This is a genomic window from Salinivibrio sp. PR6 (assembly GCF_001995955.1).
GTDB classification, from domain to species: Bacteria; Pseudomonadota; Gammaproteobacteria; order Enterobacterales; family Vibrionaceae; genus Salinivibrio; species Salinivibrio siamensis.
Window position 1 is genome coordinate 26808 of sequence record NZ_MUFA01000020.1, and the last position, 22701, is coordinate 49508.

Annotated in this window: 21 protein-coding genes; 6 read left to right on the forward strand and 15 right to left on the reverse strand. The window is 48.4% G+C overall.

What is annotated here, in order from left to right; translation table 11 throughout:
* Positions 1–75: 75 nt before the first annotated feature.
* Genes BZG72_RS13625 through BZG72_RS13635 form a run of 3 tightly spaced genes read right to left on the reverse strand, consistent with a single transcriptional unit; the run spans position 76 to position 2434 of the window.
* Positions 76–1026 (reverse strand): biotin-dependent carboxyltransferase family protein, encoded by a 951-nt coding sequence (locus BZG72_RS13625; protein WP_077667036.1) that lies wholly within the window; start codon positions 1024–1026, stop codon positions 76–78.
* A complete protein-coding gene (gene pxpB / locus BZG72_RS13630; RefSeq protein WP_077667037.1) occupies positions 1011–1706 on the reverse strand; it encodes a 5-oxoprolinase subunit PxpB in 696 nt (231 codons plus the stop codon). Before pxpB ends, BZG72_RS13625 begins: the two co-directional genes overlap by 16 nt.
* Positions 1703–2434 carry a 5-oxoprolinase subunit PxpA gene (locus tag BZG72_RS13635; protein ID WP_077667038.1) on the reverse strand — a complete coding sequence of 244 codons (732 nt, stop codon included), beginning with the start codon at positions 2432–2434 and terminating at the stop codon, positions 1703–1705. Before BZG72_RS13635 ends, pxpB begins: the two co-directional genes overlap by 4 nt.
* Before the next feature lie 403 nt (positions 2435–2837).
* Here BZG72_RS13635 and BZG72_RS13640 point away from each other — a divergent pair, with 403 nt between their 5' ends.
* Positions 2838–4508, forward strand: a complete 1671-nt coding sequence (locus BZG72_RS13640) for a methyl-accepting chemotaxis protein (protein ID WP_077667039.1) — start codon at positions 2838–2840, stop codon at positions 4506–4508.
* A 63-nt stretch (positions 4509–4571) separates the two neighbouring features.
* Here the strand turns inward: BZG72_RS13640 and BZG72_RS13645 are convergent, their stop codons facing one another.
* From BZG72_RS13645 to BZG72_RS13660, 4 genes are all read right to left on the reverse strand, one after another.
* Positions 4572–5876: an MFS transporter gene (locus BZG72_RS13645; RefSeq protein ID WP_077667040.1), complete on the reverse strand. Its 1305-nt coding sequence runs from the start codon at positions 5874–5876 to the stop codon at positions 4572–4574.
* Between the two features lie 160 nt (positions 5877–6036).
* The gene (locus BZG72_RS13650) at positions 6037–6591 is read right to left on the reverse strand and encodes a GNAT family N-acetyltransferase (RefSeq protein WP_198930074.1); all 555 of its coding nucleotides are present in this window, start codon (positions 6589–6591) and stop codon (positions 6037–6039) included.
* A gap of 49 nt (positions 6592–6640) precedes the next feature.
* Positions 6641–6997 (reverse strand): hypothetical protein, encoded by a 357-nt coding sequence (locus BZG72_RS13655; RefSeq protein WP_046075510.1) that lies wholly within the window; start codon positions 6995–6997, stop codon positions 6641–6643.
* A 57-nt stretch (positions 6998–7054) separates the two neighbouring features.
* Positions 7055–7441 (reverse strand): hypothetical protein, encoded by a 387-nt coding sequence (locus BZG72_RS13660; RefSeq protein WP_052708091.1) that lies wholly within the window; start codon positions 7439–7441, stop codon positions 7055–7057.
* 208 nt (positions 7442–7649) lie between these two features.
* Here BZG72_RS13660 and BZG72_RS13665 point away from each other — a divergent pair, with 208 nt between their 5' ends.
* The 3 genes from BZG72_RS13665 (at position 7650) to BZG72_RS13675 (ending at position 11283) form a co-directional block, all read left to right on the forward strand.
* Entirely contained in the window at positions 7650–8714 is a 1065-nt protein-coding gene (locus BZG72_RS13665; protein ID WP_158075480.1) for an ABC transporter substrate-binding protein, read from the forward strand.
* Positions 8715–10550 carry a GGDEF domain-containing protein gene (locus BZG72_RS13670; protein ID WP_077579466.1) on the forward strand — a complete coding sequence of 612 codons (1836 nt, stop codon included), beginning with the start codon at positions 8715–8717 and terminating at the stop codon, positions 10548–10550.
* A gap of 193 nt (positions 10551–10743) precedes the next feature.
* Positions 10744–11283, forward strand: coding sequence for a histidine phosphatase family protein (locus BZG72_RS13675; RefSeq protein WP_077607020.1), 540 nt, complete (start codon positions 10744–10746; stop codon positions 11281–11283).
* Positions 11284–11420: 137 nt separating this feature from the next.
* On the opposite strand, the gene BZG72_RS13680 is transcribed toward BZG72_RS13675, so the two are convergent.
* Entirely contained in the window at positions 11421–12851 is a 1431-nt protein-coding gene (locus tag BZG72_RS13680) for a 6-phospho-beta-glucosidase (RefSeq protein WP_077667042.1), read from the reverse strand.
* Positions 12852–13073: 222 nt separating this feature from the next.
* Between BZG72_RS13680 and BZG72_RS13685 the strand changes: the two genes are divergently transcribed.
* Together BZG72_RS13685 and BZG72_RS13690 are read left to right on the forward strand one after the other, a co-directional pair.
* On the forward strand, positions 13074–13958 hold the full coding sequence (locus BZG72_RS13685) for an aspartoacylase (protein ID WP_077607018.1): 885 nt from the start codon (positions 13074–13076) through the stop codon (positions 13956–13958).
* A 92-nt stretch (positions 13959–14050) separates the two neighbouring features.
* Positions 14051–15445, forward strand: coding sequence for a sensor domain-containing diguanylate cyclase (locus BZG72_RS13690; RefSeq protein ID WP_077579462.1), 1395 nt, complete (start codon positions 14051–14053; stop codon positions 15443–15445).
* A gap of 56 nt (positions 15446–15501) precedes the next feature.
* Here BZG72_RS13690 and BZG72_RS13695 read toward each other — a convergent pair whose 3' ends face one another.
* The 7 genes from BZG72_RS13695 to BZG72_RS13725 all read right to left on the reverse strand — a co-directional run bounded on the left by BZG72_RS13695 (position 15502) and on the right by BZG72_RS13725 (position 22668).
* Positions 15502–16608, reverse strand: a complete 1107-nt coding sequence (locus tag BZG72_RS13695; RefSeq protein ID WP_077639322.1) for a sel1 repeat family protein — start codon at positions 16606–16608, stop codon at positions 15502–15504.
* Positions 16592–16876 (reverse strand): type VI secretion system PAAR protein, encoded by a 285-nt coding sequence (locus tag BZG72_RS13700; RefSeq protein WP_077459223.1) that lies wholly within the window; start codon positions 16874–16876, stop codon positions 16592–16594. Before BZG72_RS13700 ends, BZG72_RS13695 begins: the two co-directional genes overlap by 17 nt.
* A gap of 35 nt (positions 16877–16911) precedes the next feature.
* A complete protein-coding gene (locus BZG72_RS13705) occupies positions 16912–18858 on the reverse strand; it encodes a type VI secretion system Vgr family protein (RefSeq protein WP_077667043.1) in 1947 nt (648 codons plus the stop codon).
* Between the two features lie 124 nt (positions 18859–18982).
* Positions 18983–19501: a type VI secretion system effector Hcp-2 gene (hcp-2, locus tag BZG72_RS13710; RefSeq protein WP_077459225.1), complete on the reverse strand. Its 519-nt coding sequence runs from the start codon at positions 19499–19501 to the stop codon at positions 18983–18985.
* 232 nt (positions 19502–19733) lie between these two features.
* Positions 19734–20492, reverse strand: coding sequence for a DUF2931 family protein (locus BZG72_RS13715; RefSeq protein ID WP_077667044.1), 759 nt, complete (start codon positions 20490–20492; stop codon positions 19734–19736).
* Positions 20493–20630: 138 nt separating this feature from the next.
* Positions 20631–21386: a DUF2931 family protein gene (locus BZG72_RS13720; RefSeq protein ID WP_077667045.1), complete on the reverse strand. Its 756-nt coding sequence runs from the start codon at positions 21384–21386 to the stop codon at positions 20631–20633.
* Between the two features lie 244 nt (positions 21387–21630).
* Positions 21631–22668, reverse strand: coding sequence for a hypothetical protein (locus BZG72_RS13725; RefSeq protein ID WP_131828037.1), 1038 nt, complete (start codon positions 22666–22668; stop codon positions 21631–21633).
* Positions 22669–22701 lie beyond the last annotated feature (33 nt).

Sequence of the window (22701 nt, forward strand, 5' to 3'; positions counted from 1 at the left end):
CGTCGCTTGCACGTTAAAGCCTATCCGTTTATGAGCCTCTGTCTTCCAGAGGCTCATCTATCCATTTTCTGCAGGCTAGATCCAGTCAAAAAACTGCACAAACTCCTGCCATTGCGCCGATGCATCCGCCAGCCGCGCTGGATAAAAGCGCACGGCCTGACCGGGTGGCGTTTGCGCCAACATGCTCAAGCTGGCACGGGCTAAACAGCCAAGCTTAGGATAACCACCGAGTGTTTGCCGATCGTTGAGCAACACAATCGGCTGACCATCCGGGGGCACTTGCACGGCCCCGAGCGCAATGCCTTCGGAAACAATGCCCGGTTGCTTGCTCACGACGCTCGGTCCATTGAGCCGCACGCCCATACGATCACTGTGCTGATCGACTGTATATTCGCCCTCAAAAAACGCCGTTAGCGCCTCGGAGCTGAAGCTATCAAATTGATACCCCGGCACAAGCGCCAGTGGGGTCAGGGCATTGTAGTCAGGAATAAAACGGGTCGGCACACCACGCACCCTCGGCAACAGCGCATGCGGTCGGCAAGGCAACACCTCTCCTTTCGCGAGTGCCATGCCTCCCGACTGTTCACCTAATCCGGAATGCAGGCCGCCGAGTTGATTGCGCATCACCGTCGCGGCACTGCCAAATGCGCCATCGACCGCCAACCCGCCACGCACCGCGAGATAGGCCCGCAAACCACGGCGCGCGTAGCGTAAACTCAGTTCATCACCCGTATTTAGCGCTAACGTCTGCCACATACCTACGCGCTGACCATTGATACAAGGTTGCATGTCTGCGCCGGTGATAGCGATCGAAATGGCATGGTCAGCACGAAAACGTGCCTGACCCATGGTTATTTCGACAAGCGGTGTATTCGCGGGGTTATCGAGTAAATAATTCGCCCAAGCAAAAGCGTGGCAATCGACCGGCCCGCCTTGGCTTAAGCCAAGCTGGCCCACCCCATAGCGCCCTGTGTCTTGCACCAAGCTCAATACGCCGGGGTCGAGCACCGTTAATCCTGCCACCATTGACCTCCTACCGCGCGGTAATCAGACTCTGACATTGGCTCAAAACGGACGGTATCACCTACATCAAACGGCATCATGGGCGATTGACGGGGATTGAATAGCACCTTGGGACAGTTGCCAATAATTTGCCAGCCTGCGGGCGACGCCGCCGGATACACCGCGGTTTGCTGTTGTGCAATGCCCACACTGCCGGCGGGGATCTGATGGCGAGGCGTGGTATGCCGCGGCATGGCTATCGTCTCATCCACCGACGCAAGAAAGGCAAAGCCGGGCGCGAAACCAATCGCACAGACGGTGTAAGTTTGTTGGCTGTGTCGCGCAATCACCTCTTGCTCACTCACGCCAGCAAACTCGGCGACCGCAGCTAAATCGGGCCCAACCGAAGGGTGATAATACACCGGCAATGTCACGTGTTTTCCGCCCACGGCGTCGTCGGTGACTCGCAGTGATTCGCCTTGGTCCATCACCCACGTTTTCAACTTTTCTGGCGGAAGCAAGTGAACATTCACTTCTACTAGAACGCTGGTGTAGGCGGGAATTAACTCAACCACACCACGGCCAAAGTGTTGGCGGATTCGCTCACACAGCGCAGATAACTGTGGGACTAAGGCAAGATCGATTGTATTGCCCAACCGGATCATTACCGTGGTTTCACTGACCTGCTCAACCTTGAGTGTCATGGTGTTAAGGCCTTTCTAAGTTGTTTTATCGCCTCCACCGATTGTGGGTTATCGCCATGCACACACACCGTATCCGGCGATAGGGTGAGCGTTTGCCCCTCAAGGGTTGTCACCGTGCCATGTTGAGATAGCTGCAACACTTGCGCAATCATCGCGTTAGCGTCATCTAACACCGCGCCCGGTTGACCGCGCGGCGCTAATTGCCCTGACGCCAGATAGGCTCTATCAGCAAAGGCCTCAAAAATCAGCGGCACACCGACTTGTTGGGCAAGCTGGCGATGCTGACGGTTATCCGGCAGTGCCAGCACCATTAATGGTGTATTGGGCAGCGTATCAGCCACCGCAACCAACACCGCTTCAAAGCAATCATTGTCCACCATCATGGTGTTATACAGCGCACCATGGGGCTTCACATAATCAAGGCTCGCATTAAAGCGTGCACAGATCCCTTGTAGCGCACCGATTTGATAGCGAACGAGGTGACTAATTTGTGCTGGGGTATGATCAATATGACGACGGCCAAAGCCCTGCTTATCGGCGTAACCGGGATGAGCACCAATACTCACATTGTGCTTTACTGCAAGTGCCACCGTGGCCGCCATTACATCAGGATCTGAGGCATGAAAACCACACGCGATATTGGCCATATCAATCCACGGCATTAGCGCGCTATCCACCCCCATCGTCCACGCACCAAAGCTTTCACCCATGTCTGCGTTTAGTTTCATCACTCCCTCGATTTCACTGACTTTGCTTTACCTTACGGCTTTTTAACCCGTGGATAAACCACCACAACTCGGACTCATGATCACCCACCCCCGTAGCACTTACTATCTATAAAAGAACAGATTTAGCCTAGAAAAACAGGCAAAGATAGAATGCGCCACCAAATCAAAGGTTATTATTAAGAGGTCAGAAGAGTGAGTATCTACCTAACAAATTAACCATTAATTTTCGACTAATCAAATGTTTAACAAAAAACACAGCTGTATATTTATGTAGACAGGAATAATAGATTGCAGGATGTTTCCCAATCCACATCAAATAAAAGGGCTTTTTGCGCGGCAAATGGAAAAAATGTCTTCCATACTTTAGCGAAATCGAAACCACAATTAACACAAGGTATCCGGTATGTTGAAGTTAATGCTGCGCGGAAAGCTCTTAGTGCTTGCCATCGTACCTTTGGTATTATCCATTCTCGTTACGTTGTTTATCACTACCTATTACGAGCGAGAGCTGGTCGAAGAGAACATTGCCACTTTTCGAACCAAATTAATTGATGAGCGAAAAATGCAACTGCGGGAAGCGACTGAAATTGCCGCGACTGTAGTAAAAAACGCACAGCAAGCGGGCGGCGATGCTACGCAAAATGTCAAAGACGCACTTCGCGAAGTGACCTTTGGTAAGGCTGGCTACTTTTACATCTACGATAAACAAGGCAACAACGTATTCCATGCCTTAAAGCCAGAGCTAGAAGGCCGGTCCTTGATCAATCTTACTGATCCCAAGGGCAACAAAATTATCGTGGGTCTGCTCGAAGCGGCGCAAAGCGGTGATGGCACCTTCACCTACCTCTATCAAAAACCGGGTACCGATGAACTGATCGAAAAGATTGGCTATGCCGATATGGTCAATAACGGCCAGTGGATGTTGGGTACTGGGGCGTACATTGATGATATTGAGGCGCGCGTTACCGATTTCCGTGAAAATGCAGAGGAAGCATTAGCGGCACAAACTGCGCGCATGGTCATTGCGGGTATTCTTATTTTGATCATTACGTTCGTTGCCGTCGCCTTTGTTGCCCAACGGATGTCAATACCGGTGAAAGACATGCTGGACAACCTCAATGATATTGCCGACGGTGATGGCGACCTGACCCAGCGCCTGAAAATTAAAGGCAGTGACGAAATTGCTCAGCTTGGGGATGCATTCAACCGCTTTATCGATAAGCTGCAAACCACCATCCGCAGCGTGGTGGATGTCACGGAAAAAGTGAGCCACACCGCACGCACGATTGACGAGCAAACCCAGATGGTTGCCACGCAATTACAGACTCACGATAACGAGACCGAGCAAGTGGTCACCGCTGTTACCCAGATGAGCTCAGCCGCGCAAGAGGTGTCACAGAACGCCACCCAAGTGGCTGATGCCACTGGTGCAGCTACTGACGACGCGCGTCACGCCCAAGAGAAAGTTCAGTTCTCGATCACCTCGATGCAAGCGCTGGTCGAGCAAATGAATACCTCGAGTACACATGTGGATTCGCTGAATGAGCAGTCCCATAAAATTACTGGTGTGCTTTCTGTGATTGGCGATATTGCTGAACAAACCAACTTGCTGGCACTTAACGCTGCCATTGAGGCCGCACGTGCAGGCGAACAGGGTCGCGGCTTTGCCGTGGTCGCTGACGAAGTGAGAACCCTCGCAAGCCGTACGCAAAAGAGCACTCACGAAATTCGCGAAATGCTGGATGAACTTCAGTCATACGTCAATCAGGCTGTTGAGGGGATGAAGCAAAGCAACGATACCTGCCAGCAAACCTCGGAGGCATCCAACGAAATTGGTAGCGGCATTGATTCAGTAAGTAATGCAATCACACAAATCAATGACATGACCAGCTACATTGCCTCGGCTGCCTCGGAGCAAACCACGGTGACCGAAGACATTCACCGTAATCTGGTATCGATTCGCGACATTGTGAGCCAACTACTCAACGCCAGTAATGACTCGGCACAAGCGGCGACTGACTTAAATCAGACAGGCGAAGAGCTCAAACGTCTGGTGAGCCAATTCAAAGTTTGATTCGTCAAACCAAACGAAAAAGGCGCTGATATTTCAGCGCCTTTTTGCTGCTGGACAATCGGCTTACCGTTCCACCTCAGGCAAGGCGCGCGCCATCAATGCCCCCAGCAAGCCAAGCGCCGATAACACCGCAATCACCACCATCAACCCCCACTGGCTCAACCATGCCGTGACGCCGCCCATGAATAAGAGCATGAAGCCAATCAAAGTATTGCTAACTGAGACATAATCGGTGCGCTGATTGCCCTCAGCCATATTCACGATGTAGGTTTTACGGCCAAGGCGTACACCCTCGTGAGCAATGGTCAGGACAAAATAGACGCCAGGCAGTACCCACGCCAAAGAAAACAGCGCGGGATACCAATGACTGATACTCACGACCACCAGCCCCAGTAACGCCGTCACCACGGCAGCCATTATCATCACTTGGCGACTAGATCGATCGGCAAATAGCCCCCAAAAAGGAGCCGACAACAAACTTGCAATACCGCTAATGGCGACAAAGCTTGCGGTGGTGATCGCCAGCGCTTGGCTATGCTGACTGGCTAACAGCACATAATAGGGCGCGGATAGGGCCGAACAGAGTAACAGTGAACGGGTGATCACAAAGTGGCGTAGACGTCTATCATCCACCAACAAGCGCAGTTTAGAAAGCGCATGCGTGAGCGCATTGGCACCGCCTTCTGTGGCCCCTTCGTATTCATCAACTTGGCTGTAAACCGCTGCGGCAATCCACCAAAGTACTGCGCCGAACGCCAACAGCGCGCAATAGACCCACACATGCTGCTGATCCGAGACACTGAATAATCCGACACCGGCGGCAATCGTCACCGCCCCCGCCAAGCTTGACGACCACCCGTTCAGGCGCCCTCGTTGCGGCTTAGGGATGGTTTTCCCTAACACATCTTTCGAGGCGACCGAGCACAAGCCTCGCGCCAAACTAAATACCACCAGCAAGCCGATAATGCTCCAGCCGGCTACTTGACCGGTTAAAAGTAACGCAGCGATCGCCATGGCTAGGATACACGCCCCTTGAATGACAGAGCCCGCCACCCATGCCCACTTACGTACCGCAAATTGGCGGACATAACCGGCGATACCCAACTGAGGCACTAACGAGCCCGCCTCTCGTATGGGCACCAATAAGCCAATTAACGACAAGGGAGCACCAACCGCGGTGAGCAGCGCTGGCAAGACAATTTTCGGGTTAGATACCGCGTCGCCAATTTTGGTGAGTCCTTGGCTAACGATGATGCGGAAAAAATTGCCCGGAACCTCACGGCACGCACTGCCATCAATGTCTTTACAGGCACGCGCATCTTCTTCATTAAAAAGTTTTTGGTGTAAGTCATCCGCTAATTTGTGCACACTTTCTCCCAGTCTTTTCTTTTTGTTTTTATTCTGCCCTTATTGGCAAGGCACGGCAAAATCAACGTGATAATGTTCATCATGGCGAACCCAAGACCGCCGCGTTGAAAACTGAATATGTTGCTTTAAATACTGCCCATACCGGGTATCGTACCGGCGATTAATTAGCATGGTTTGCCTGCCAGCTGGGCTTCGATATCGCGTATAAGACATGCGTTGCGAGCGGATGATCTGCTGCCAAATGAGGATGCAAAAAGGTAAAGGGAGCAGCCGGCGTCATCCCGAGTTTTTTCATCACTGCTTGTGAGGGCAGGTTACTCTCGGTGGTAAACGCATAAATCGCCGGAAGCTCAACGTCCTCAAAGCCGATGGCGAGTGCTTTTTGTGCCGCTTCAGTGGCATAGCCTTTTCCCCAATGTGGCGACGCTAAACGCCAGCCAATTTCAACAAACGGCTGATGGCCGAGATCGAAGGTGGGACGGTTTAACCCCACAAAGCCAATGAATTCCCGTGTTTCCGTCAGTTCTACCGCCCAAAATCCGAACCCATTATCCGCCAGTTTGGATTGAATATGCGCCGCCATTGCATCGCTTTGGGCGCGTGAAAACACACTGGGAAAATAGCGCATGACATCGGGGTCTTGATTGAGTGCCGCAAAAGGGGTCAAATCGGACACTTGCCATGCGCGCAGCGTCAATCGCTTCGTTGAGTACATCACCAATACCATCCCTCGTTAACGATCACACTACACACCGCCGAGCCCGTTACTGTAAGTCTTTATGACGCAAGCGCGTGAGCCAATATTCACGATAGCGAAAATAGCAATAGGTCGAGGCGAACAAGAAAAACAAATACGAAAGCGAAAAGACCAAAGGCGAGGTGATCAACGCATGTTTTAACCCGAGCAGTACACCCGCCGCCGTCACCGCAATCTTAGCGACTACCCCGAGCAACAACAAAAACAGTGCAAACTGGGGGTAATGACTGCTACGAAACGTGATCCAATAGCAAGCACCCACCGCTGTACTGGCGACGCCCAGCCCAAGAAGATAAGAATGGAAGTGCTCACCCGCCAACAAACCACCAAGAATGCTAAGCACGATAATCACAATAAACGTCATGAGTTCCCACCTTTTTTCTCAGTATGGCACTGATGCAAACCGCCAAGGAGACGCCTATTAAGAGAGTACGATCTTGCTCGCAGGCTCTATGCACGCGGTTGAAATTGACGGCTGGACGTTTGCTGTCAAAGCACCATAGCGGTGATTAAGGGCGTCGACAGTGACGATTTGCCCTTGCCGGCGAATACTCACTTTAGTGCCCAAATCCACGCCCGTGAAACGCATCTGCTCATCGCCGCCACTCAAAAAGTGGAAGCGGTCAATCGCCAAATCAACGAGCCGAAAGTCTCGGCGACGACAGCTCAATCGCGCCACCCAGCTTTTCGCCGATAAGACTTGCGTGGGAGACAAGGCGCGCACTGCAAACTGCCAGCCTTCACTCTCACCATAAAAATCCATCGGAAAATGCCGCTTAAATTTCTTCTTATCGTAGTAAGATTTCATTGCATTGTTATCATTTTGTTCGCCATTGACTGGCACTCTAGTCTACATAACTATGATGCCGTATATGCTTTCTCTTGCCCAATAAAATTTACGTGTCAAACAGCGGCTATCTGAACGAATTACAGACAATGATAAACCTACCGCAATCAAGCGTATACATATGCGCTATCCTTAACAGAGGTGGCCAATGGAGAGGACCCTTCCCTACATGTGTAGAAGACTGATTTTGTGGTGTGTTGTTTCTATATACATGATGTTCAGTGCGCACGTTCATGCTGAACAGGCTCAGCCCCGTGTACTATTTGTTAATCCCGGTTATGCAACGGAAAGCTTCTGGCAGGACGTAGATGAATATGCCAATAGCGCTGCCTCAGCATTAAATATTGACCTAACGATTCGCCACGCCGATCGCAATCATTTTGCCGTGCGTCAAATACTCGCCGCAACGTTGAGTAAACCGACCCACCCTGATTACATTATCATCGTGAATGAAAAGCTGGCGGCCAAAAACCTACTTCCTATACTGAGAAAGTATCCTATTTATGTACAACTGATCTTGAATGATGTCGATCAGCAGACCAAAACCAAGCTCTTCCAAGACCCACATTGGCAACAATACTTACTGCCGAGCATTATTCCCAACAATCATTCGATAGGCTATGCGATCGCCGAAGCCATGGTGCAAGCAGGCGATAATGCGCCCGGCGAAGCCGTCATGATTTCAGGTGATCTTACCACCCCCGCATCCGTCCAACGCGAAGCGGGCGGCAAGCGCTTTTTCGTTGAACGCTCAGACATTACCTTACATCAAGTTGTTCATGGTCAGTGGAATGAGTCCATCAGCCAAGAGCAAATGCATACCTTGTTACAACGCTACCCAAATGTGCGCTACGTGTGGACGGCTAACGATCATATGGCGTTTGGCGCGATGAAAGCCGCGCGGCAAGCAGGAAAAACGCCCGGTGATGACATCTATTTTGCCACGGTCAATACCTCCGAGCGCGTGCTCTCTTTGCGAGAAAAAGGCGACATTTCAGCCCTTGGGGGCGGGCACTTTAAAGCCGCTGGCCTTGCATTGAGCCGCATTTACGCTCACGATAAAGGTTGGCCGTTACCACCGCAATGCGCTGGACAGTTGTTTCACTTAATTGAACCTGGCTCCGCTTTTTTCGTACAGTTACGCGAGCAGGCGTGGGATCAAATCTCGTTTTTGAACATGGCGAAAGGGATTGAAAGCCATTGTCATTCAACCACAACTCAAATGGATAACTAAGTGATAAAACGCGATGTAAACTTACGCGGTCTTCAAGCGCGCGTCGCTTTCGTTGTGCTCGCGATTAGCTTACTGTTTGCGGTAGGGAGTACACTGACGCAGATGTACATCAACTACCAGCGCACACTGGCTACGACCACACAACTGGTAGAGAGCCGGAGCCATAACTCGGCTCGCGTGATTAGCCATGCATTGTGGGTCGTTGATTTAGAGCTTGTACGCCGCAGTGTAAAGGGATTGTCGATGATCCCCACCATTTGTCGCGTCGAGGTAAAAGGTTTTGATGGCACACACATCACTGAAGTCAATAATACCAGTGAGGACTGTGACGCCAATCATCAGTCATTGTTGAGCGTTCAAGGTAACAATATTGGCACCCTGAACATTGTGCTCGATCGCAGTGCGATTAAACGCGATGCCTTCACAGGCGCCGTGCCTGTCGCTGTCGTCCATTTTACTGAAACCTTTATCATCACTCTGCTGATTTTGTGGGTTATCCATCGGCTGTGCTCGCGCCCACTCCAACAGCTGTCAAATACGCTCGATTACTACCAAACCGACAAGGCCAACCAAACGAGTGTGCCACTCTCGTTGATTCAACGTAATGACGAAATAGGTAAAGTGTCTCGCTCAATCAATGCGATGCAATCGCGTATCAGAGATGACTTTCTACAAAAACGCGTGACAGAGCGTGAACTTCGTCAACATCAAACTTTATTGAAAGAGCAAGTCGAGCAACGCACCAAAGCACTCAATTGGCAATCAAACGCTAGCTCTCTACTGGCCGATATTTCAATTCAATTTTTACGTGCAGACTCGCAATATATTACTGAAGACGTAGAGAAAATTTTTCCCGATATGGCGTCATTACTCGGCGTTGAGGCGATTGGCTGGTATGCCTTTGACGCATTTCGCGCTGAACGTCGTTGTTACTGGCCACAAGAGATTGATTTTGCCCCCCAGACCGTCGATTTAAGCGATATGCACATGATAAAACGGTGGCTGGCTGATACCGACGCACTGGTCGTTCCCCATGTCGGCCAGCTCGGCGATAATGCAATTAACGAGCGCTCTTGGTTGCGCCAACGGCATATTTTATCGTTTGCCGCTTTTCCGCTAACCGACGGTAGAAAAAGCTTTGGTATGATTACAGTGGCAAATCGCCGTCTACCCTTCATCTGGGATAACAATAAGACATTGCTTTTAAAACGTTTCGCCACCGCCATCAGTGAAGTGATGATCCGTGAACGAAACCATTACGCCATGGAAGAGCTGCAAGAAGAGCTGATTGTCGCCAATGAGAAGTTGAAAGTACAAGCAGAAACCGATGATCTCACCCGGTTAAGTAATCGAAGACCGTTTAAACGTGAGCTCAAAAACCATATCCAACATGGCATCGCCAGCCGGTTACCTGTCGCCGTCATGATGATCGATGTCGATCATTTTAAAGCGTATAACGATGAATACGGTCACCTCAAAGGCGATGACGTTCTCACCCAAATCGCGCGCGTGCTGCTTACACAAACGGAACGCTTTCATGGTTCCGTGGCACGCTTTGGGGGCGAAGAGTTTGCGATCACGCTCTCAACGCGCTATGCCTCGAAGTTAACTCAGCTGGCCGAAACCATTCGCGCTGAAATTGCCAAGCTTGATATCGAGCACAAGAAAAACCCAGATGGTGACAAAATCACTGTCAGTATCGGTGGCATTATTACGCTCCCAACTCGCGAAACCACGGACTCATACCTACTCGAAATGGCTGATCAGCGTCTATATCAAGCCAAAGAAGAAGGCCGTGATCGCACCAAAATATTAGATCAAACCAGAGAAAAATAGCGAGCTTGCTCACGCCCTCCTCTCAATCCCACGGGAGAGTCATGACAGTCCGATGACGGTATGCTACAACCCTCGTAAGCGATATGTTGACCACCCGCCAAGCGGGTGTCTCGCCTCATTATCCGGATAATAAAACTGTCACCGACTCAAGAAGCAGCGCTTCAGACGCTGTCGACGCAGAAAAGGAAGCCCTATGAAAGTCGTCTTTGTCCGTCACGGAAAAACCGATTACTCTTTGGCCGATGCTCGCCAAATGAGCCAACTGGAAAAAGACTATGCACCACTCCAACGTGCATGTATTCCCGCTATTCAATCGCTAGCCGATCACCCGAGTTTACAACACGCAGACATCATCCTCTCTTCGCCCTACACACGAGCCTTACAAACAGCAGAAATCCTCAACCGGCAATTGCAAAAAGAACTGTTTGTCGAGCATGACCTCCGCGAGTGGCAAGCGGATATCAAAGGGAGCTATATTCCTCTTTCTGAGCGCGATCGACGCTGGATTGAGTATCGAGAACTGTTTGCCAATGGAAATGAAGTGACCAATGCAGGTTATGAGTCCGCGACCGCGTTATATCGCCGAGTGACATCTGTGCTCGACACCTATCAAGACTACAATACGATTGCGGTTATCGCGCATTTTAACGTGATAGAGAGCTTAGTGGGTTATCGTGAGCAAGGGATTGAGTATGGAGAAGTGATTGAAGTCGACTACCAACCCAGTCTCTAACTTCTCCCCCTTAGCGGGCGAGGCTTTAGCGCTAAAACGGTAAAAATCGCATACCTCGATGCAATGACTTTACCGATAGTTATAAAAGGGACGCAATAGGCGTCCCTTCTCGTCTTACTGCGATTCTACCAGAGCCTTTACTCTATCAAACCATTGTTCTTAATCACGTTTTGATACCAGTAAAAGCTCTTTTTACGATGGCGAGAAAAGTCGCCACTACCATCATCATGACGGTCAACGTAGATGAAACCATAGCGTTTGCGGTATTCGCCCGTGGTAAAGGACACACAATCGAGACAGCCCCATGGCGTATAGCCAATCACCTCAACGCCATCTTGCCAAATGGCATCCGCGAGCGCCTCAATATGTTGTGATAAATAGCTGATGCGGTAATCATCATTGATTTCCCCTGAGGTTTCACGCTTATCTGTCGCGCCAAGCCCATTCTCCACCACAAAAATCGGTTTTTCGTAACGCTCATACAACTCAGAAAGCGCAAAGCGTAAACCTTTGGGATCAATTTGCCAGCCCCAGTCCGAAGCGGGTAGATGCGGATTCAATCGGCTTGCACTGAATAAAGCATTTTCATCTTCTTCTGGCGGGTTGGCATCTACGATATTCGTCATGTAATAGCTGATCGCCAAAAAGTCCGCACAGCCGTTTTTAAGAATCGTTGCATCCTCTTGATGCATGTTGACCTCGATCCCTTTGCTGGCCCATTGCGGCCAAATATAGTGTGGGTAGTGGCCTCGCAACTGCACATCGCTGCATAAATATTTGTCACGCATCGCTTGCTGTGACGCCAACATATCATCAGGGTGACAACTCGCCGGATACAACGGCATCATGTGGATCATGCTACCTATTTTAAAATCCGGATTAATCACATGCCCTAGAGACACCACTTTGGCGCTGGCGACGAATTGATGATGTAGCACTTGATAGAGTCTCTGTTCGGGATGATCGTGCTCGGTAAAAACCACACCTGAATTACAATAGCCAAATAGCGGATAGTCCCAGTTGAGCTGGTTGTTGATCTCGTTAAAGGTAATCCAATAGGAGACTTTGTCGCGATAGCGAGTCATTACAGTCTCGCAAAACCGCACGAAAAACTCAATCACATCTCGATGAGCCCAGCCCCCGTATTGGGTGACAAGGTGCTGGGGCATCTCAAAATGAGAAAGCGTAATGACAGGTTCAATCCCCTTCTCTAATAGGTAGTCAATAAGGTCATCATAAAAGGCAAGGCCCGCTTCATTCGGCGTGAGCTCATCACCAAGAGGAAATATTCTCGACCACGCGATAGACGTGCGAAAACACTTAAAACCCATCTCCGCAAAGAGATCAATGTCTTCACGGTAGCGATGATAAAAGTCCACAGCATCATGGTTCGGATAGGCTTCATGTTCTTCAACACGCTGGGTAATTTTGCGCGGTGTACCATGGGCACCTTTGGTCAGCACATCCACAATGCTGACGCCTTTACCGTCGCAATCCCATCCCCCCTCAACTTGATGAGCCGCTACCGCGCCACCCCATAAAAAATGCTCAGGAAATACCGTTTTCATTGTTCACCTCTTTGTATCGTCTTCCGCTAGGCTAACGATTTCCACTCAGCTGAAGTGTGAACTGACTCGAAAAAGCATAGGACCTCCACTACCAACTCGCGATCAAGTGAATAGAAAAGCATTAATAAAGAAAAATTATGCTATTAACCTATCGAGTGGTTAGTGCTAAGCTGTCTAAATAGACAAATCCATGCGATTATTCTTCACATATCAGGAGCTTTCATGAGTCGGTTTAGTAACGTTGCTATTGTTGGTGGCACCCACGGTAACGAGTTTAGCGGTGTTTACGCACTAAAACAGTGGCAATCCAACCCAGCAATCACAGCCCGCGATAGTTTTTCCACCGAACATGTGTTTGCGAACCCCCCTGCTTATAGCGCCAACAAACGCTATCTAGACTGCGACCTTAACCGCCAATTCGATCCTAAACTGCTGGCTGACTACAGCTTGGCAAACTATGAGCAAAGTCGCGCTAAAGCCCTCAACCAACAATTAGGCCCTAAAGGGGATCCGCGCGTCGATTTTATTATCGACCTGCATAACACCACCAGCAACATGGGACCCACACTGATACTCTTGACACTTGATACGTTCAATAAGCAGCTCGCCGCTTATATTAGTGAGCGTATGCCCGATGCCATCATCTTAGTCGAAGATCATATTGAACCTATTCAGCATGCATTTTTATGCTCGATCGGTAAACAAGGGGTGATCGTTGAGGTAGGCCCACAGCCCCAATCGGTACTGCGTCATGATGTAATGGAATCGATGCAAGAAATGACGACACACATTTTGGACTTCGTGCATCTGTTTAATATTGATAAGGTGCCAGCACTGCCTAAAAACGTCACCGCGTACCGTTACAAAGAGACACTGCATTTACCACAAAATGAGCATGGGGAACGTATTGGTATGGTGCACCAACACGTTCAAGACAATGACTTTCAGCCGATAAAGCCCGGTGACCCACTGTTTATGTGTTTTGATGGCAAAGAATTAACATGGCAAGGCGACTACACGGCCTATCCGCACTTCATTAATGAAGCAGCGTATTACGACAACAATATTGCGATGTCGATGGCTAACGTATTTACCTTCACAGTATAACCTGTTTCTCCGCCTAATCTCCTCAGCGAGCGCGAGCTGCTGGGATTTGTACTACGCTTAGTCTAAGCCAAATAGACGTACAGAGCCCAGCAGTGAATCAGCCCATTGACCAGTACAAGCATATTGTCACATTACTGCCCTCGCTTTTTCGCCATCTCGATACGGCGGTTGTTATTGCTGATACAAATCGCCGTATACAACTATTAAACCCCGAAGCAGAAGCCCTATTTGGTTGCAGCCTAGCGGACGTAAAAGGCGCTAGCACGCGCATCCTTTACGCCGAGCAAGAAGACTTTACCGCAACGGGCAAAGATCGTTTTAACACCCACTCAGTTCACGCATACTACGATGCTTATGTGGTGAGATATAAGACCGCCGATGGCCATGTGTTTTTAGGCGAAACACATGGTGGGCCAGTGTGCGATGAGCAACAAGTTGTCACCATGTATGTGGCTTTTATTCAAGACATTAGCACCCGCGTAGAAGTAGAATCCGCGCTCAACCAGCTCCACTCAATCACGTCAGCACGCAATTTGGATTTTTGCCGGCGCGTAGAGCGTATTCTCTCTCTCGGTTGTAAACACTTTAATTTGCCTATCGGTATACTCAGCCACATTCATGGTCAGCGTTATACCGTACAATATGCGCAGCATCCTGATGACGCCCTGCAGCCTGGACAGGTGTTTGATCTAAAAGAAACATACTGTTGTCACGTCTATGAGGCCAATGAGGCGCAAGGGTTCCACCATGTTTCGCAAAGCGATATCAAAGCCCACCCCTGCTACGAACATTTCGGCCTCGAAGCATATATCGGTGCCCCCATTTTTATTGATGGCGAGCGCTATGGCACGTTAAATTTTTCAAGCCCTGAACCCACTCGCCCCTTTATTTCGCAAGACTATGAACTGGTACGACTCTTTGCCGAATGGGTCGGTCACGAGCTGGCGCGTCTACGAGATTGGGAAGCACTCGAACAAGCGCAACAATTGCTTGAAATACAAGCGAATACTGACTCATTAACGCAGCTTTATAATCGCCATTACCTCAGCAACGCTCTCGTTCAAGAGCTGGCACGCTGCGAACGGTACAACAACCCCTTGACGCTGGCGATCGTCGACTTCGATAACTTCAAACGCTTAAATGACACCTTTGGTCATCGGGCAGGCGATATCGCCTTACAACGCTTCGGCAATATTGTGCGGGAAGAATCACGGACTAATGACATATACGGTCGCTGGGGCGGAGAGGAGTTTCTCTGTTTGCTTCCTGAAACGGATTTGAGTGGTGCTGAAGTTGTACTAAAGCGTTTGGTGGAGCGCGTACATGGTGAAGAAATTCACGTCGACGGACAAACCATACGCTGTACCATCAGTATCGGTTATACGGGCTTCTCGGCGGGTGATACACAAGATAGTATCATTCAACGTGCCGATACCGCGCTCTATCTCGCAAAAGAAAACGGCCGTAATCGAATCGAGAAGCAATGATTCGATTACGGCCGCTAAAGTCTTCGCCGGAGCTAAATTATCAAACCTCTACCCAGCTAGCTTGTTGGATCTGCTTCTTTCTCTGTGTTCGTGGCTGTTTTTTGCCAATATCGATCGTAGTGAAAGAAGGTGTGGGTTTTTCGTAGCTCTGCCGCGTTTTTCTCCACATCTTTCAGGACCTCATTAGACACCCGAGAAGACGCCAGCTCAAACTGTGCCATCGCTTGATCCCTTAGGTCGACAAATCGCCCTTGACCAACCACATCCAGGTATGCAGAGAGATACACCAAACCATCAATATACTTTTCATCATCAGGTGCATAATTTGTTGTATATACGCGACCTAACGCCGCCAAGGACATGAGATCGCCCTGCTCTATCGCTTTTTCACGCCACTCAACGGCTTTAGGGGCTTCTCCACGGCGAATAAAGTCACGGTATAAACTCTTCGTTCCAGGGATCCCCCCAGCATTGGCAATTTGCTTTTTCACCTCAGCAGCCGCATCCAGGCGAGAGCTAGGGAAAAGATAAAAGCCGCGCTGCGCCGTTTCTATTTGTGATGCTTTGTGTAATAGCGCATCGACATCGTTTGCCGCAATGGCCTCTTCGAGATAGACCTCAGCTTTTTGTTTATCTGTGGAAGCGGTGTACTGGTATAAACTAAAGGCTGCCTCTTCAGGGGCATCTTTATACCAGGCATCCAAGGCCTCTTCGTACTTGTGACGCCATATCGTGCGATGGTTGGCTGACAACCACTCACCTTCTTCAACCAATAGCTTCATGGCTGGGATGTAGCTTTCTCGTGCAGCCTGAGTGAGATATTGCTGCGCCTCAGGAGAATACGCGAGTTTCTTGCCATCATCACTCACCAGAACTGCATACAAGTAAGCCGCAGGCACATTACCTTGATCGGCAGCCGCTCGCAGATACTTCTCTGCGCGTTGATAATGGAATTGCGCACGTGACAAACGGCCATGTTCAAACAGTGCTTCCGGTGTCATCGCTTGGATATCATAGTCATCGGCAATTTTCTCTACCGGCTCCAATGACACAAACGGCGTCGCCTCTATTTCAACCTGCTCGGCGAAAGCCTGTCCACTGATAACAAGCAAAAGGGTACAAAAACTGACTTTTAATCGTGACGGCTTAACCAATGTTGACACTCGAACCTCCTGAAATTACGCCGCCACAACTTATTGCATCACCAATTCGTGCAGCCGGCTTTCCATCAATGTTGACGCTACCAGACCCAGCATTTACTGACCGACCATGCGGTGGATGCTTAGGCTTACTATGGGGAGCCAGTGGGTCGCCTTTGCGTACCGCTGGGATCCCATCAATCTTTACCGTTGGTGAACCCGCTGTAATGGGCGTAGGCGGAAAGCCATCATGGGCGGTACCAATATGGCCAACCAGTGCAGCTTTTGGCATAGTTTTCCTCGATTCTTATGAACTTGCGAATATGATTAGGGCTTCTTCACTGCGCGTGGTGAGGCCGGTTGTTTACCCTGGTAACCCGATCCACTCCCCGCACTTCCACCTGCATTGAGATTTATCACAGGCCCTAATAAGTGCACGCCTGCAGCATCTACTTTCATGATGCTACCACCGGCCGATACGGTAATCTCTGTGCCAGCATCAAGCACGACATTTGTGCCCGCTTTTAGATGCACCTCACGTCCGGCGGTGGCCGCGAAACGGTTATTAATTTTTTCATGAATACCACCATCAACCTCAAAGGTGGCGTCCTTTTTCACTCGCTCTCTTGCTTGCTTATCGACGGTAACATGTTGATTATTCGCCACTCTAGAAAAAGAATCATGGGCGGTTTTTTGGTGCTCATCATGCCTTATCTGAGTAATGACATCATTTTCCACATCGGATTGCCAATCACGCTGTGCATGCAAGTACACTTGCTCACTGTCCGATTGATCTTCGAATGTTAGCTCGTTATACCCTTCTCCTTGATGCGATTCACTGCGCCACACGGTTTTGGTTTTATCCGCAGGCAACGTATAAGGGGGTACATTTGTTGCGTGATAAGTGCGTCCTGTGATGATCGGCTGATCTGGGTCGTTATGTAAAAACGATACAATCACCTCATGCCCAATACGTGGAATGGCCATCATGCCATATTGGCTGCCCGCCCAGCCCTGAGAGACTCGGATCCAACAGCTACTCTGTTCGTCACCATTTGAATACCGATCCCATGGAAAATGCACTTTCACCCGACCATGCTCATCACAGAATATTTCTTCACCTTCGGGGCCGACGACAATACCGATAAGGGGGCCGTCCACCTGTGGCTTAGGGTGCGGGGTTGCCCGCCACGAGGTGGAGGCCGGAATCACGGTAAACTGATTATGATAAGTGGTAGCGCCAGAACAGCCTTCTTCTTCGACCGCTTGTGGCTGGGTGCCGTAATGCTGAACGCGCACCACTTGCCATTTTTGATTCATGGTACGGTCGAGATGATCTTGCATTTCAAATGCATGCCCCGCCTGTACAAGAAAATGATTACTTTTTCCGTCCGCGGTGACTTTATCACGCACCAGAAATTCTTGCCGTACCTGCGCTAGGTGTTTGCCTTGGGCATCATCTTTATATCTGCCTGGGAAATCATAAACCTCATAATCTTGGCGTTGATAATCGATGCCTGCCGTGTTTACTTGTTGCAAAAAACTATAACTCGGCTTTTTAAAGCTATAGTCTTTCATTGCCAACGACGAGGGAACAATGCGCGTGCGTTTTTCTATCGCACGGATATACGGCTCATCCACCACCGCCCCTGACTGCGCGTTGTGGGCAATCGGCTGCTCTAGAGCTGGGAGAGCGAAAGGTGAATCAGTAATGTATAAAAGCTGCTTTCCCTCTTTCCATAAAAAGCAGTAGATGAGCCCCTCTTCTGCGGCGATTCGATGGAAAAACGCCAGATCTGTTTCTCGATACTGAACACAAAATTCACGCTCAGCGTATTCTTTTGTCAGTCCGAAGCCGACATCCGTGATATCCATTTCCTGCAAAAGCACGGAAATGATTTGCGGAACCGTTTGATGCTGGAAAACACGGCTATTTTGACGTAGCGACAAGCGCTCAATATCGGGGACTAATTCAATATCATAGTAAGTGTGATGATGGCCAATATCCCCTTGAGAAAATTGACGCACAATGCCACTGACACGACGCTCACACTGCTCATTACGGTAGAGGGAAAGCGTTGCTTGGCAGTCCACCACTTGGTCTGGAGTAAGTGAGTGGTCACGACTCGCCAAAGCAATCGAATAACGAAACCCGTTGCAAGCTTGCTGATCGAACGCCGCAGCAGAGAGAGATTCATTGCCCTGATACTCTCTGACCACAAACGTGTCTGGCTCTAAGCCCTCGACGCTAAATTCAAAACGTAATTTCGCCATGATGTCTCCCGAATCTTGTTCCCGCAACAGTGAACACTTGTCTAGCACTCCTCAGACTAATGACTGAAGCACGCTAGACAAATGATGAAGCGCCGGCAATATGCCGACGCAACATAATGAGCCCTTAGGCTTCAATAGGCTTACGCCAATCGTCTGATCCTGACGTACCCGCGTTAACGTGATCCCAGGTGATCTTACGATAAGACATAGATACGGTGAGATTCTGAGTGAAATCAGATTTAGCCGGATCTTGGCAATGTGGCATTTCACAGTGGATGTCAACAATTGACGCACTCTCGAGTTTGGTAGTAAAGAAGTTTTCTTGCTTACCTTCAATCGACGTGCGGTACCATTTCAGCTCCACAGTAGACATTTTTTCGCCTGAAGACAGCGCGTTGTAAAGCAATGGAACAGCTTTATTCAATGCCACGGTAAACTTAAATGGCTTGTGAACACGTTGTCCTGATGGCTGACCAGACTGAGGATCAGTTGGAACAGTGACATTGTGATCAAACTGCTGTACCAGCATCTCATCTTCATGACCTTCAACGAATGCATCACCGATTGAATCAGCTGTGCAGGCACCGGCAGTGATCAAACCCTGGGTTTCACCTTCAATCGAGATATAACATGGCGTTGGCATAATCGCTCCTCTATTTTTTTGATTTGAGTTTCAACAGCGACTCTTGCTGTCTAGCCCTACTAGAAAGCTAGATTCATGCCAACTTTTAATTCGTTATATATCAGACAGTTAATTATTTGCTGACCAATTTTTTGCACGCCTCAAGCAACTTCTTGCCAAGCCAAGCAAAAAGTTGCTTGGCATATCACTGAGCGTATACAAACTGCCGGAACGCACGTCGAGTCACCCAAAATTACTGCTCACTGACCTGTTCGACGGTGTCCCTGCTATAGACTTTGCCAACTTTCTCCCATGGGATTGGGACAGTCGATATACCTGCATCGACTCCACGCTGTCGAACTCTTTGCGGTGTGGGTTTGGGGCCCTGTTTATACTCATCGGCCGTTGTACCATTTTGGTCACGATCTTTCTCTCGAGCTGGCTCTAACTCTGCCAAATAAATAAGTTGATCACAGCCCATCAACCACACTTTGGCTTTGCCATTGGGCAGCATGCCAAAGAAAAATTCAGTCCGAAAACAGTAACCTAAAGAACCATCATAACGCTCAAAACTGACCCCTTTCGCCATTATTTCTTTCACTTTTTGAGGAAGATCATACTTAGTCACAAAAAACCGCATATTAATCAATGAGGTCCAATATATATATATGCTATCTGGTAAGTGTTTATTCGCAGATCCCACCTGGCTTCCACCTACAGCGGTCAAAGGTGATACAGGAAAACCAAACCCATCATAATCGGGGAACACAGTACGGACATAGTCTAGTTTGCTTGTACTCATCGTTTGAGCTAGACCATGGAGCGGCATTGTCCAGTCTTGCTCTTCGTTCACGCCATACGCTTGCGTGATTTTAATGGGATAAAATGAAGGTGTTACCACAGACACACGCCAAGGCTGTCCTGGTATAGGCTCAAGCTCTTCACATCCACTAATTAGAAGCAATGACAACACAGTTGCTATTATGTTTTTATATTTTGTTAGTGCAGACAAAGGTAGTTTTCCTTCTGAGCTTTATCCATCATCTCAATAGAGTGAACACACCGCCCAGTGGGTGCTATTCACTCACTGGGCGATGAAAATTTAAGTTTATGATGAATCTATGAAGACATTACTTCGAGCTACCCAAAATTACTGCTCACTGAGCAATTCGACTGGATCGTGACTGTAGACTTTGCCAACTTTCTCCCATGGGATTGGCTCAATGGCAACCCCTTCATCTTTTGCACGTTGATTAATGGTGTCAAAATAGTAAGGTGACTCTCGATATCTTTCAGCCGTCACACCATTTTGGTCACGATCTTTCTCTCGAGCTGGCTCTAACTCTGCCAAATAAATAAGTTGATCACAGCCCATCAACCACACTTTAGCTTTGCCATTGGGCAGCATGCCAAAGAAAAATTCAGTCCGAAAACAGTAACCTAAAGAGCCATCATATCGCTCAAAGCTGACCCCTTTCGCCATTAATTCCTTAACCTTCGGAGAAAGGTCATACTTAGTCACAAAAAACCGCATATTAATCAATGAGGTCCAATATATATATATGCTATCTGGTAAGTGTTTATTCGCAGATCCCACCTGGCGTCCATTAACAGCGGTCAAAGATGATAAAGGAAAACCAAACCCATCATAATCAGGAAACACAGTACGGACATAATCTATGCGGCTTTTTCTCATCGATTGAGAGAGACCATGGATCGGCATTGTCCAGTCTTGCTCTTCATTTACACCATACGCTTGCGTGATTTTAATGGGATAAAATGAAGGCGTTACCACAGAAACCTGCCAAGGCTGTCCCGGTATAGGCTCAAGCTCTTCACATCCACTAATTAGAAGCAATGACAACACAGTTGCTATTATGTTTTTATATTTTGTTAGTGCAGACAAAGGTAGTTTTCCTTCTGGGCTTTATCCATCATTTCAATAGAGTAAACATACCGCCCAGTGAGTGTTGTATCACTCACTGGGCGGTAAATATTTAGACTACACACTCAACACTTGGAAGAAGCTTTACACTTAAAACGAAATATTGGTTTTAGCCAAACAGAAAATCGTCCTCGGAGTAAGTGTTCTAGGCAGTGGAAAACGCCAGGTCGCTTTCTCGGCACCGGACACAGACTTTTTCACACTGCTAAAAGTTCTTGTAAAATCCTCTAAAAAACTCGACAGTCGTTTCATCCAACTGCAGGTCAGCATAATACCCTGAGACATATTCTCTTGCTTTGTCCCGAATATTCTCAAGCTGTTCTTCTGTTACCCTTTCTCCGGTAATTTTGTCATAGTACCTATGCATTTCTATATCTCTATCATATTCGAAATCGAAGAAACCACTGACACTACAATCATACCCCTTTTCGAAGAGACTATGTGCTGCATAACAATAGAAATAAGCACGTTTCGACGTTCTTTCATCTTCCGAACCTATATCGTATTTCCTCTTGAGACGCATCAACCCTGTAGACGCCCTATATAGTGAATAATAATTTTTTTCTTCTACTCCATTTTCAATATAACTAATCGCCTCTTGAGGCTCTTTGTTATCATCGAATATGTAGAACAATTTATAAGACGCAATCCCATCGCCATGTAAAGCCATCTTTTCCAAATATTCTATCCGTTTATCTTCATTCAGAAAAGACCAAAAGCTATTATCATAAAAAAAAGTAAAGCCTTTATTCTTATATAGTTTTTCGGCTAGCTCACCATAGCGATATTCTCGATAAATGGGAATATATTGCCACCAGCTAGGGTCATGATATAAGAGTGCATACATTGCTTTACCATCACCCTCTTCGGCAAGTTTCTTCCAACCTTCAATTGCTTTATCTACCCATTGCTCGTCACATGGCCAACCCAAATAACCACAAAAAGAACGATCAACTTTCGGCATATGTATACCTGCAAGTGTCGCCATTGCCCAAGGATTACCTCCCTCAGCAGATTTTAAAAGGCTAGATCCGGCCTCTAATGTACTTGATGTTTTAAACTGAGTATAAGCTAACCAATAGGCTGCATTAGCATCGCCATGTTCAGCCAAAGGTTTAAATATCTCACGAGCCTTTTTAAACTGACCTTGATTTAATACATCAATCCCTTTCTCTAACGTTTCCGATCGAGATACAAATGGAAAAATACAAGCAGTAATCATTAAAACTTTCAAAAAACTCACATTAACCACCAATTATTATTTGGAATCTTTTAT